Annotated in this window: 11 protein-coding genes; 4 read left to right on the top strand and 7 right to left on the bottom strand. The window is 70.1% G+C overall.

All coding sequences use genetic code 11. The features are described from left to right. Positions 1–176: 176 nt before the first annotated feature. Both V7067_RS08265 and V7067_RS08270 read right to left on the bottom strand, forming a co-directional pair. Positions 177–1916, bottom strand: coding sequence for a thiamine pyrophosphate-binding protein (locus tag V7067_RS08265; protein ID WP_334175416.1), 1740 nt, complete (start codon positions 1914–1916; stop codon positions 177–179). 316 nt (positions 1917–2232) lie between these two features. Further along, positions 2233–3519, bottom strand: coding sequence for a lytic murein transglycosylase (locus V7067_RS08270; protein WP_334175417.1), 1287 nt, complete (start codon positions 3517–3519; stop codon positions 2233–2235). A gap of 465 nt (positions 3520–3984) precedes the next feature. Here V7067_RS08270 and V7067_RS08275 point away from each other — a divergent pair, with 465 nt between their 5' ends. Then, complete coding sequence (locus V7067_RS08275) at positions 3985–4917, top strand: KpsF/GutQ family sugar-phosphate isomerase (protein WP_334175428.1); 933 nt, start codon at positions 3985–3987, stop codon at positions 4915–4917. A gap of 50 nt (positions 4918–4967) precedes the next feature. Here V7067_RS08275 and hemH read toward each other — a convergent pair whose 3' ends face one another. The 3 genes from hemH to V7067_RS08290 all read right to left on the bottom strand — a co-directional run bounded on the left by hemH (position 4968) and on the right by V7067_RS08290 (position 7144). Further along, positions 4968–5966 carry a ferrochelatase gene (gene hemH / locus V7067_RS08280; RefSeq protein ID WP_334175418.1) on the bottom strand — a complete coding sequence of 333 codons (999 nt, stop codon included), beginning with the start codon at positions 5964–5966 and terminating at the stop codon, positions 4968–4970. A gap of 112 nt (positions 5967–6078) precedes the next feature. Continuing rightward, the gene (locus V7067_RS08285; protein ID WP_334175419.1) at positions 6079–6495 is read right to left on the bottom strand and encodes a DoxX family membrane protein; all 417 of its coding nucleotides are present in this window, start codon (positions 6493–6495) and stop codon (positions 6079–6081) included. Positions 6496–6646: 151 nt separating this feature from the next. Next, positions 6647–7144 (bottom strand): NUDIX domain-containing protein, encoded by a 498-nt coding sequence (locus V7067_RS08290; protein WP_334175420.1) that lies wholly within the window; start codon positions 7142–7144, stop codon positions 6647–6649. 126 nt (positions 7145–7270) lie between these two features. Between V7067_RS08290 and V7067_RS08295 the strand changes: the two genes are divergently transcribed. Continuing rightward, entirely contained in the window at positions 7271–8236 is a 966-nt protein-coding gene (locus V7067_RS08295) for a metallophosphoesterase (protein WP_334175421.1), read from the top strand. A gap of 33 nt (positions 8237–8269) precedes the next feature. On the opposite strand, the gene V7067_RS08300 is transcribed toward V7067_RS08295, so the two are convergent. Both V7067_RS08300 and V7067_RS08305 read right to left on the bottom strand, forming a co-directional pair. Beyond that, complete coding sequence (locus V7067_RS08300; RefSeq protein WP_334175422.1) at positions 8270–9442, bottom strand: MFS transporter; 1173 nt, start codon at positions 9440–9442, stop codon at positions 8270–8272. 485 nt (positions 9443–9927) lie between these two features. Further along, positions 9928–10203, bottom strand: coding sequence for a DUF1153 domain-containing protein (locus tag V7067_RS08305; RefSeq protein WP_334175423.1), 276 nt, complete (start codon positions 10201–10203; stop codon positions 9928–9930). Between the two features lie 450 nt (positions 10204–10653). On the opposite strand from V7067_RS08305, the gene mnmA reads away from it, so the two are divergent. Then, positions 10654–11922, top strand: a complete 1269-nt coding sequence (mnmA, locus tag V7067_RS08310; RefSeq protein WP_334175424.1) for a tRNA 2-thiouridine(34) synthase MnmA — start codon at positions 10654–10656, stop codon at positions 11920–11922. A 21-nt stretch (positions 11923–11943) separates the two neighbouring features. Next, entirely contained in the window at positions 11944–12675 is a 732-nt protein-coding gene (locus V7067_RS08315) for a methyltransferase domain-containing protein (RefSeq protein ID WP_334175425.1), read from the top strand. Positions 12676–12857 lie beyond the last annotated feature (182 nt).

Here is a 12857-nt window from a genome sequence, read left to right on the forward strand (position 1 = left end):
CACCGGAGGCACGCCACCGGAGCCGCACAACTGAAGACACATCGCTGAAGGCCGGCTGGCAGAAAGAAGCGGGCCGAAGCCGCTCGCAGCCGGCACACGCAGCCGGCCCGGGGTGCCGGCGTCGCCGCACCGGGCTGTCCGCCCGGCCCGCGGGGGCCGCCCGCCCCTGCGGCCGCTCATTCGGTCGAAATCGGAATTTCGATCAGGTTCGGCTTCTCGGAGGCGATGCCGGCCTCGACCAGCTGCGCAATATCCGCCGGCCGCTCCGCCCGCCGCGCCGGCACGCCCAGCGCCGTTGCCAGCGCGATGAAATCCACCGCCGGATCGGTGATATCCATCGCAATGAAGCGGTTGGAGCGGGTCGAGTTATAATGGGCCTGCCCGCGCTGGAAGTTCTTCAGCACGTTGTATTCCCGGTTGTTCATGACGACGAACGTCACCGGCAGCTTTTCGTGGGCCGCCGTCCACAGTGCCTGCGGCGAATAGAGCGCGGCGCCGTCGCCCACCAGACACACCACCGGCGCGCGTCCGTAGCCCAGCGAGAAGCCGCACGAGGCCGGCATGCCCCAGCCCAGCACGCCGCCGCGCAGGAAGGAATATTGCCGCGCGGAATCGGAATAGAGCAGGCTCTTCACATGGGCCGACGTGGCAATGGCCTCGTCGACGATGGCAGCGCGCGAGCCGATGGCCCGCACCACCTCGAAGGCGGCGACCAGCGGCGTGGCGACCGGCGCGGCCATGTCGGCCTGCGCCTTCGCCTCCAGCCCCTTGCGGCGCGCAAGACGACCTTCGCGGGCGCGGGCCACCTGTGCGGCCCGCACATCCGCCGTCGGCGCGCAGTGTTTGCGCACCAGCGGAATCAGCGCCTGCAGCGAAACCTTGATGTCGCCCAGCACCGACAGCTTCGTGGTGTAGGTGCGGCCGAGATCGCGCACATCGGAGGAGAGCTGCAGCACGTCGCAGCTCTCCGGCACGGCGGAGCCCTCGGAATAAAGAATGGTAATCAGCGACTTGCCGCCGATGCCGAACACGCAGTCATAATCCGACAGCCGGGCATTGATGTCGGTCGCCCGCGTCGGCATGTTGCCCGACCACAGCGGATGGGAGGTGGGAAAGGGAATGCGCGCCGGCCATGAAGCGCCATAGACCGGCACGCCCAGCACCTCGGCAATTTCCACCGTCTCCGGCGCCGCATCAGAAATGTCGATCTCGTCGCCGGCGATGATGACGAGGCGGTCCGGCTTCACCTTCGCCAGCATGCGGGCCAGTTCGTCGAGCGAGCCGGCAACGGCGCGGCGGTCGATGTTGGACGGGGCAAGCGCGCTGACCGTGGTGGTCTCCTCCATCACGTCCATCGGCAGCGACAGAAACACCGAGCCCGCCGGTGCGGCGTTGCAATCATGGAAGGCGCGGCGCACGAGGATCGGAATCTGCGCCGCGCTCGTCACCTCCTGCGCCCATTTGCAGTGCGGTCTGGCAATGGCCACCAGATCGCCGAACAGCAGCGGATCGGTCACGGTGTGGCGGGAATCCTGCTGGCCGGCGGTGACCACCAGCGGCGTGTTGGAGACCCCGGCATTGATGAGGCACCCGAGGCCGTGGCCAAGGCCGCCGGCGGTGTGCAGATTGACGAAGCCCGGCCGCCGCGCGGCCTGCGCATAGCCATCGGCCATCGCCACCACGCTGGCTTCCTGCAGGCCCCAGATGTACTGCAACTGCGGCCGCGCCAGCAGCGCATCCATCAGCGGCAGTTCCGTGGTGCCGGGGTTGCCGAAGATGTATTCGACGCCCTCGCTGTCCAGCACCTCCAGCAGCGCATCGGCGCCGCGCCGCCCTTCCGCCGCCGCCGGCGCCGAGAAAGCCTCCGTCACCACCGAAGCCGCCACCACCGAAGCCGCCGTGTCCGTCTGCGTCATCTGCCCCCTCCTCCGGCCGCGCCGCACCGGCGCCGTGTGCCCTGAGGATAGCCCGCTTCGGCGCTGTGGAAAGTCGTTTGCAGCCTCTTCGCCAAGTGTTCAGGAAAATAGCTCTTTCCGGTCGGCGGGAAACGTCTTTGCGAGCAGAAATTACGCTGCGTTCTATTCTGGCAGCCGAATATTACCGGGCTCCGACACAATGGCCGGGCACGGCCGCCGCGGGGCACCGGCGGGCAGAAGGCCTCACACGAAAAAGGGCGGCGCCGCGGCACCGCCCTTTGTCGTTTCGCTCACAAGCCCGGCCGGGGCGCGCCGCTCAACCGCGCGTCAGCAGCACCAGCAGTTCCTGCGTCGGGTAGCCATCCGGCGGCAGGCCGGCGGCCATCTGGAAGGCGCGCACGGCATCGCGGGTGCCGGGGCCGATCTTGCCGTCGACCTGCCCGACCGGATAGCCGCGGGCGGCAAGGGCCTGCTGCAACTCCACGATCTGGGTGCGCGACAGCGGATGGGCATCGGTCGGCCAGGGGGTGCGGAACGGCGGCACGCCGGCAATGCGGTCGGCCAGATAGCCGACGGCCAGCGCATAGGACGTGGAATTGTTGTAGCGCTTGATGACCTCGAAATTCGGCAGGATCAGGAAGGCCGGCCCGCGCGCACCCGCCGGCAGGATCAGCTTCGCCTTGTCGCTGCCGCGCGGAAAGGCCCGCCCGCCGGTGCGGCGCACGCCCAGCTTCGCCCACTCGGAAACCGGCCGCCAGGTCTTCTCGTCGGCAAGGGCCAGGTTGAAGCCGCGCGGCAGTTCCGCCTCATAGCCCCACGTCGCGCCGCGCTGCCAGCCGTTGCGGGCCAGCAGGTTGGCGGTGGTCGCCAGCGCATCGGGCACCGAGGTCCAGATGTTGGGGTGGCCGTCGCCATCCATATCGACGCCATATTGCAGGAAGCTCGTCGGAATGAACTGGGTGTGGCCCATGGCGCCGGCCCACGAGCCGGTCAGACCGCGGGGGGCGACATCGTGGTTTTCCAGAATCTTCAGGGCGGCAAGCAGCTGTTCCTGCCCGAATTTGGCCCGTGCGCCGCCGGCATAGCCCAGCGTGGCCAGCGAGCGGATGACACTGCGCACGATCTTCGGGTTTTCCAGCACCGCGCCGTAGGAGGTTTCCACACCCCAGATCGCCACCACGATCTGCGGCTCGACACCGAAGCGGGCATAAATGCGGTCCAGCCACGGCTTCCACTTGGCCATCATGGCGCGGCCGTTCTCGACCCGCTGGTCGGACACGGCGGAGGCGAGATATTCGCCGACCGACTTGGTGAATTCCGGCTGCTTGACGTTGAGGCGCAGCACCTCGGTATCCGGCTCGGTGATGCCGGCGAAGGCGGCGTTGTAGGTGGCCGACGAAATGCCCGCCTGTCTGGCCGCGGGCCAGAACCCCTTGATCCACGCCACGAACTGCGCATCGGCCGCCGCTGCCGGCAGGCTCAGAGCCGGGCTCAGCGCCAGCAGCAGGGCCGCCGCCAGCGTTGCCAGACGCAGGCGCAGACCGGCTGCGGCGGGGCGCCCGGCGCCCGGCACGCGGCGGCCTTTCAGGGCAACGGCTGTCATGTCGGCTCTCCTCCGTTCGCGGCATCCGCCGGCGGCTGCGCACCCGGCGGGCCGCGCACACGCACCCGTGGTTCACGCGCCCATGGTTAACGGAGTGTTGGTTAAGGGTTTCTTGCCAGCCGCGGCCCGGCCCGCCGCAACCGCCCTTCCCGGGGGCGCATGCGGCATGGCGGGTACCGGCGATGGCCGCCGCCGGAGCCGGCGCGCGCGCATCTTTCGCGCATTTTCCTTGTCGCACCGGGTCCGGCGGGCTAAATCGCGCGCAACGCAGCAGCCCCGCATCAGGCCGGGCCGGCGCGGCCCCGCCGCCGCCCGGCGCCCGGCGGCACCGTTCCGCAGGCGGGCAGGCATCCGGCCGGAGAGCGCGAGATGAGTTCAGAGACGTTGGTTCCGCCGGTTCCCGCCGCCCGCCCCGAAACCGGCGGCGCGCCGCACGCCGCGCCGATCCTGTCGGCGCTGAAGACGATGGAAACCGAAATGACCGGCATGCAGGCGCTGCACGCCGCGCTCGCCAACGGTCTCGGATCCATCTTCGTGACCGTCGTGGACCTGATCTCGCACACGCGCGGCCGCGTCATCGTGACGGGCATGGGCAAGAGCGGCCACATCGGCACCAAGATCGCCGCCACGCTGGCTTCCACCGGCACGCCGGCCTTCTTCGTGCATCCGGCCGAGGCCAGCCACGGCGATCTCGGCATGATCACCAACGAGGATGTCGTGCTGGCCATGTCGTGGTCGGGCGAAACGGCGGAGCTGGCCGCCATCGTCGGCTACACCAAGCGGTTCCGCGTGCCGCTGATCGCCTTCACCTCGCGCGCTGATTCCACTCTGGGCCGCGCCGCCGATTATCTGCTGACGCTGCCGGTCACCGGCGAGGCCTGCCCCCACGGGCTGGCGCCCACCACCTCCACCACGCTGCAGCTTGCGCTGGGCGACTGCCTGGCCATCGCGCTTCTGGAGGCCCGCGGCTTCACGGCGCAGGATTTCCGCGTCTACCACCCCGGCGGCAAGCTGGGTGCCAGCCTGCGGCTGGTGCGCGACCTGATGTATACCGGCGCCCGCCTGCCGCTCGCCCCGCTCGGCACGAAAATGAGCGACGCCATCCTGACCATGACCGGCAAGGGCTTCGGCTGCCTCGGCATCACCGACACCGAGGGCCGCCTCGTCGGGGTCATCACCGACGGCGACCTGCGCCGCAACATTGCCGGCGACCTGCTGCAGCGCACGGTCGATCAGGTGATGAACCCGCGCCCGCACACCATCGCGCAGGGCGTGCTGGCCGCCAGCGCCCTTGAAACGCTGAACAAATCCGCCATCACCTCGCTGTTCGTGGTGGAAGAGGGCCGGCCGATCGGCATCATCCACATGCACGACCTGCTGCGCGCCGGCGCCGCCTGAGCCCGGCGGACGCGCCCGCAACATCTCCGGTCCGCGCCCGCAACATCCGGTCACAGCCAGCCGGCCAGCTCGCGCCGCACCACCGCTTCCAGCACCGCCATGCCCCCGGCGCTGTCGTTGAGGCAGGCGAGCGCGGCAAAATCGCGGCCGCCGTTCTCCCGGAACAGCGTGGCGTTCTCCACGCCGATCTCTTCCAGCGTCTCCAGACAATCGGCGACGAAACCCGGCATCACCACCGCAAGTCGCTTCACGCCGCGCCGGGCCAGCGCCTCCACGGTGCGGTCGGTATAGGGCTGCAGCCATTCGGCCCGGCCGAAGCGGGACTGGAAGGTCAGTTGCAGCCGGTCCTCGCCCCAGCCGAGGCGCTCGCGCAGCAGGCGCACGGTGGTGCGGCACTGCGCGGCATAGGGATCGCCCTTCTCCACATATTCGACCGGCACGCCATGGAACGAAGCCAGCACCACCTCCGGCTCGAAGCCGAGAGCGGCGATCTGGCTTTCGATGGAGGCGGCCAGCGCCGCGATATAGACCGGATCGTCGTGCCAGTCGGCCGCAGTGCGCAGCGCGGGCTGGCGGCGCATCGCCTTCAGCGCGTCAAAGGCGACATCGTTCACCGTGGCGGTGGTGGCGGCCGCATATTGCGGATAGAGCGGCACCACCAGCACGCGCTCGCAGCCGGCCGCAACCAGCCGGCCGAGACGCTCTGCCACCGAAGGCCGGCCATAGCGCATCGCCCAGTCGACGATCACCGCCGGCGCGTCCGCGAAGGCCTCCGCGAGCTTTGCCGCCTGTGCGCGGGTGATGGTGACGAGCGGCGCCTCATTGCGTTCGCGGTTCCAGATCGCCTCGTAGGCGCGGCCGGAGCGCTGCGGGCGGGTGGAGAGAATCACGAGGTTGAGCAGCGGCAGCCAGAACCAGCGCGGCACCTCGATCACGCGCCGGTCGGACAGAAACTCGCCGAGATAGCGGCGCATCGACCGGTAATCGGTGCCCTCCGGCGACCCGAGGTTGACAATCAGCACCCCGATGCGCCCGCCCTTGTCTGCCACTGCCCCGCTCCCTTCGTGTGTCCGCGCGCCGTTGCGCGACAACCCGGCCACGCCGCATCTGGGGCGGCATCGCGCGCGATCAAGACCCGCCGGCCGGCTTTTCTGCCGCCGCTCAGTAGCTGCGCGGCGGCCGGCGGGCGAGAATCGCCGCCACGATGAGGCCGCCGACGATGGCCAGCCGGTCGCCTGCCGCCAGCAGCAGCGACGAGGTGCCGGTGCCTGCCAGCGTGGAAACCACATGGGCCAGTGGCAGCATGACCAGCGTATAGACCGCCAGCACCGCCGCCCCCAGCCAGGCAAGCGGCGGGAAGAAGATGACCAGCCCGGCGCCGGCAAGCTGGAGAATGATGGCAACGGAGTTGAAGAAGCCGCCCGGCGAGAGGCCGAGCCCGGCCATTTCCGAGCTGCCGCCGCCGAAATCGAACAGCCGCACCAGCGCGCTCAGCCAGAACGGCAGGCAGAGCAGTGCGCGCGCACCCAGCGCCACGCGCCAGTCGTCGAGAAGTTTTACCACGATGCGAGGTGTCATGACGGCAGGTCTCCGAAAGCCGGTCAGGAAATGCGGCGGCCGGACTTCTCCGCCCCTGTCAGAGGCTTAGCACGGCGGCGGCGGGCCGGCGACGGGCCAGTCGCCCTCCCGCGGCAACACAGTCTCCCCCGTGCTGTCATCGCCCCCGCGCTCACCATTCGCTGGCCGGCGGCACCGCCCCGGCCAGTTCGGCCAGACGACGGCGGGTGGCGGGCGTGGTGCCTTCCGGCAGGGCATCGGGGGCGAAGAAGCCGCACGCCGCGATTTCGCGGTTGGGCGGGGGCGGCGCCGGCGGCAGCACCGGATCGCGCACCACATAGAGCGCCACATGATCCCACTTCAGCGACCGCTGGAAATAGAAGCCGAACAGCGCCGGGCGGCTGCCGACGCCGATGGCGCCCTCTTCGCGCAGCTCGCGCACGGCCGCTGCCTCGGCGCTCTCGCCACGGTCCACGCCTCCACCGGGCATGTGGTAACCGGGCACATAGGTGTGGCGCACCAGAAAGATGCGGCCTTCGGCATCGTACACCGCAACCCGCACGCCAAGGGTCATCGGGCGCGTGATGCGGCCGGCGAGCAGCGCCGTCCACCACACCGCCCGCGTTGCCAGCCGGCGCAGCGGGCCAATGCCGGCGCGTTCGAAATCCATCGCTGACGCTCCTGCCCCGTTCTGTTGCTGACGCTGCTGCCCGGCTCTGCCGGCGGCCGCGCACGGTCGCTGCGGGTGGCGGCCCCGGCCTGTCTCGGCTATAGCGCTGTCTGAGAGCAAGGGGGAGTGGCACCGCCGATGTTTCGTCTGGCCCACCTGTCCGACCCGCATCTGGGGCCGCTGCCCGAGGTGCGGCTGCGCCAGCTCGCCAGCAAGCGCGTGATCGGCTACGTCAACTGGCAGCGCAACCGCGCCGTGCACCTCGGCAACAGCGCGCTCGATGCCCTGATGGCCGATATCGACCTCGCCGCACCCGACCATCTGGCGGTCACCGGCGATCTGGTCAATCTGGCACTGCCGGCCGAGCTGACCGCGGCCGCCACATGGCTCGGTGCCATCGGCACGGCGCGCGACGTGACGGTGGTGCCCGGCAACCACGATGCCTATGTGCCCGGCGCGGCCCGGCGGGCGGCCCGGCTGTGGGCGCCGTACATGACCGGCGATGACACCGCCCCCGCGGCCGACGAGCCGCCGCCGCCCGAGGCCACCTATGGCGAAGAGACGATGGGCGTGCGGTTTCCGTTCGTGCGGCGCCGGGGCCGGATCGCCCTTGTCGGCACCTCCACGGCGCGCGCCAGCGCACCGTTCATGGCAACCGGCCATTTCGGCACCAGCCAGTCGCTGCTGCTGGCGGAGGCGCTGGAGCGGCTGCGCCACGAAGGCTGTTTCCGGGTCGTGCTGATCCACCACCCGCCGGTGCGCGGCTCCACACCGTGGTACAAGCGGCTGATCGGCGGCACGCGGTTTCGCAGCGCCATTCAGGCGGCGGGCGCCGAACTGGTGCTGCACGGCCACAACCACCGCGCGGGCATCCGCATGATCAGCGGCCACGGTGCGCCGGTGCCGGTGGTGGGCGTGCCTTCGGCCTCCGCCCAGCCCGACGGGCGCCACGAGGGCGCCCGCTACAACCTGTTCGAGATCGGCGGCGAGCCCGGCGCGTGGCACTGCCGCATGGAAGAGCGCGGCCTGACGCCCGAATCGCCGCGCGCGGTCACCACCATCGCCAGCCGCCTGCTGCACGGTCAGGGCTGACGGCCGGGCCCTTCCCCCGACGTGCGCAGCCCCTCAGCGCGCGGCCATCGCCGGCGAGGGCCGGCCGCGCCCGTCCAGCGCGCTGGAGCCGATGCAGATGGCCATGGCCACCATCGCCAGCACCATGCCCACCCACGGCAGCGCATCGTAGGCGATGCCGGCGGAAAGCGCCGCGCCGCCGGCCCACGCGCCGAGCGCGTTGCCCAGATTGAAGGCCCCCTGATTGAGGCTTGAGGCCAGGTTGGGGGCGCCGCGGGCGCTGTCCACAACCCGCATCTGCAGCGGCGGCACCACGGCGAACGCCAGCAGACCCCACACGAACACCACCGCCGCCGCGGGCACCGGCAGCGGCGCGGCAAAGACGAACGCCACGAACACCAGCACCAGCAGGCCGAAGGCCCCGATGAGCGTGGTCATCACCCGCCAGTCGGCAAGCCGTCCGCCGACCATGTTGCCGATGGTGATGCCGACCCCGAACAGCACCAGCACCCACGTCACCGCATGGGCGGAAATGCCCGTCACCTCGCGCAGGATGGGCGTGATGTAGGTGAACACCGAAAACAGCGAGGCCGAGCCGGCGACGCTTGCCGCCATGGCCAGCAGCACGCGGGCGTTGGCCAGCACCTTCACCTCGGCCATCAGATTGCCGCGGCTGACGGGAATCGCCCGCGGCAGCCACAGCACCAGCGCCCCGGTCGCCACGCAGCCGATCGCCACCACCGCCCAGAACGTGGAGCGCCAGCCGAACGCCTGCCCCAGCGCCGTGCCCGCCGGCACGCCGAGGATGTTGGCGATGGTGAGCCCGGCAAACATCATCGCCATTGCCCGCGCGCGCTGATTCTTCGGCACCAGCCCCGCCGCCACCACCGCGCCGATGCCGAAATAAGCGCCGTGGCAGAACGCCGTCACCACGCGGGCCAGCATCAGGAAGGCATAGGTCGGGGCGATGGCGCACAGCAGGTTGCCGGCGATGAACATCGTCGTCAGGCCGATGAGGGTGGCTTTGCGCGGCAGCCCGTTGGTGATTGCCGTCACGATCGGCGCGCCGATCACCACGCCCATGGCATAGCCCGTCACCAGCAGCCCGGCCTGCGGAATGCTGACCCCCAGATCGGCCGCGACCTCCGGCAGGAGGCCCATGATGACGAATTCCGTCGTGCCGATGCCAAACGAGGCCAGCGACAGCGCGAGAAGGGGCAACGACATCGTCGCAGATTCCATGAGTGAAAGGCCGCCCGGCCGGGCCTGCGACCCGGCCGGCATCAACAGAAAGCCGCCGGCCACGATGACAGCGGGACGGCAGAAAAGCCGGAAAGATCAGGTCGTGCGAGAAACGGAGCCGGCAGGAAACAGGCCGGAGCGGCTGGCAAAACAGCACCGGCATCTGCGAACGGCAGGCGCCATCTGTGCGATGCGCGTGCGTCATTCTGATGGCAGAATCGCAATGGCGGCCGCGGCCCGCAACGGGGCTGGCCGCAGCCGGGCGCAATTTCGGGCCGCTGTTGCAGTCCTGCCAGAGGCCGCCGCCGGCCGGCCGCGGAACGGCGCTCATGTGCCGTGGCAACGAAGGCACGGAGACCGCGGGATATCAAACAGAATCGGCCCGCCCCGGCGGTTTCTCCGGGGCGGGCCGTTATCAAGGCGCCTGTCATGCAGCCGGCGCGCGGGAGGGCCGCACGCAGGCGCAGCTTTCAGCCGCGATATTCCTGAATGCGCGTGGCCCGCAGGCCCGCAAGACCATGGCGGTCGATCAACGCCTGCCAGGACAGAAATTCATCGACCGTCAAAGTATAACGGCGGCACGCTTCTTCAAGCGACAGAAGACCGCCGCGGACGGCGGCAACCACTTCGGCCTTGCGACGGATCACCCAGCGCTGGGTGTTGCCGGGCGGCAGGTCCGCAATCGTAAGCGGACTTCCATCGGGACCAATGACATAACGCACGCGGGGACGAACCTGATCGGTCATCGAACTCTCACAACGCAACGCGACCTTTCGACGATGACAATACGGGCCGGGACTTAAAAATCGCCTAAACCCCGCGGTTCAGCCGCTGTTTTCACAGGATCGCGGTGCAAGGTCTTGCCGAAAGCCCCGCGCGGTCCCATTTCAGGGCGGCACGGCGCCGGCCGGTTGCCGGCGCGCGGCCATGCTGCGGCCGGCGGGCTCCGGCGGTGCGGGTTTCCCGTGTTGCGGGTGCCGCTGTTGTGGGTCCCGCTGTTGTGACTTGGACGGCGCCGGCTCGTTCGGCTATAATTGCGCCGGCCGGCATCACCGTCGCCCTCGCGCAGGGCGCGGCGGGGTGCGGTCGTGCATGCGGCACTGTTCACAAGACGGCTGCAATGCGTCAGTTTCAGGGGGTGCCGTGCCCGTCCCGGCACGGGCCGCGGACCGGGAAGCGTCATGTCCGAAAGCGCGATGCGGATTGATCTTGATCTTCCGGGCCGTCCCGAAGACCACCGGGTCGTTGTTGCCATGTCCGGCGGCGTCGATTCCTCGCTGGTGGCTGCGCTCACCAAGGCGGCCGGCTATGACGTGGTCGGCGTCACGCTGCAGCTCTACGACCATGGCGAGGCCACCCACCGGCCGGGCGCGTGCTGCGCGGGGCGCGATATCCGCGATGCCCGCCGCGTGTGCGACAGCCTCGGCATTCCCCATTATGTGCTCGACATGGAGGCGCGCTTTCGCGACGCCGTGATCGAGAATTTCGCCGACAGCTATCTGGCCGGCGAAACCCCGGTGCCGTGCGTGGCCTGCAACCAGACCGTCAAGTTCTCCGACCTGCTGGAGACCGCACGCGATCTCGGCGCCGACGCCCTTGTGACCGGGCATTATGTCTCGACCCGGGCCACCGCCTCGGGCCGCGGGCTGTTCCGCCCGGCCGATGCCGACCGCGACCAGAGCTATTTCCTGTTCGCCACCACCCGCGACCAGCTCGATTTCGTGCGTTTCCCGCTGGGCGAGATTTCCAAGACCGTCACGCGGCAGATGGCGCGTGATTTCGGCCTCGTCGTCGCCGACAAGCCGGACAGTCAGGACATCTGCTTCGTGCCCACCGGCAACTATGCCGAGATGATTGCCCGCCTGCGCCCCGGCGCGGTGGAGCCGGGCGATATCGTGCATGTCGACGGCCGGGTGCTGGGCCAGCACCGCGGCATCATCCATTTCACCATCGGCCAGCGCCGCGGCCTCGGGCTGTCGGTGGGCGAGCCGCTGTTCGTGGTGGCGCTGGAGCCGGAGACGCGGCGCGTCGTCGTCGGACCGCGCTCGGCGCTCATTACGCGGCGGGTGCCGCTGCGCGATGTCAACTGGATCGGCGACGGCACGCTGGAAGACGCGGCCGCGGCCGGTCTGGAAGTGCATGCCCGCGTGCGCTCCACCCGCGACCCGGCGCCGGCGCTGATCCATGTCGAGGACGGCGCCGTGTTCGTCGATCTCGTTGCCGGCGAGGCCGGCGTGGCGCCCGGGCAGGCCTGCGTGCTCTATGACAGTGCCGACGGGCGCGCGCGCGTGCTCGGCGGCGGCTTCATTGCCCGCCACGCCCACCAGAGCGAAACGCCGCCGGCCCGCCGGCGCGATGCCGGCCCGGCCGGGCACCTCGCGCCCTCTGCCTCTGCCTGCGCCTGCCCGCCGGATGCGTCCGGCCCGCAGGGCCCCGACTATAACGGCCTGCGTCTCGCCGGCTGATTGCTTGACGGATTCGTTCAAATGCCGCGTTCGGTTGCTCACAAACGGCACTCCGCTCAGGGCCCGGCTGGCAGTGCGGCACTGACGTCGCGCGGCCTCAAGTCGGCTTATGCCTCCTGGGCGCCGGTGTACGACACGGTGTTCGACCTGCCGATGTCGCGGGGCCGCTCCATGGCCGTGCGCCGGCTCAACAAGGCCGGCGGCCGGGTGCTGGAAGTGGGCGTCGGCACCGGGCTTTCGCTGCCGCTCTACGGCGCCGACGTAAAGGTGACCGGCATCGACTTTTCCGCCGCCATGCTGAAGCGCGCCCGCGAGCGGGTGAAACGGCGCGGGCTCGGCAACATCGAAGCGCTGATCGAGATGGATGCCATGGCCATGGCGTTTCCCGACGACAGCTTCGACGCCACCGTCGGCATGTATCTGATGACCGCAGTGCCCGATCCCGACAAGGTGTTCGCCGAACTGGTGCGGGTGACGAAGCCCGGCGGCTCGATTCTCGTCGTCAATCACTTCCGCGCCGCCAAGGGCGGCCCCTGGGCACCGGTGGAGCGCTGCATCTCGCCGCTGTCGCCGAAACTCGGCTGGGATGTGGAGATGACGGCCGAACGCTTCACCGACTATCCCGGTCTGACGGTGCTGGAAAACCGGCTGGTGCCGCCGCTCGGCCTGTTCACGCTGCTGCACTTCCGCAAGGCAGAGGCCGCCGCCGCAGCCCAGCCCGCGCCCGCCGCCATCGGCGCTGCCGTGGCCTGAACGCCCGCCCGACCGGGCAGCGCGCCCCGCTGCCCGCCCCGTGGCCGGCCCTTTGGCCGGCCGCCTGACAATCCCCGTTGCCAGCACAATCCCCGTTGCCAGCCGGGACGGCCCGCCGCGACGCACCCTCGGTTGCCGCACGCCCTGTGCAGTACGCCTGTTCCGGCGCCGCTCCGTTCCGG

The organism is Pseudoxanthobacter sp. (assembly GCF_036822375.1).
Classification (GTDB): domain Bacteria; phylum Pseudomonadota; class Alphaproteobacteria; order Rhizobiales; family Segnochrobactraceae; genus Pseudoxanthobacter.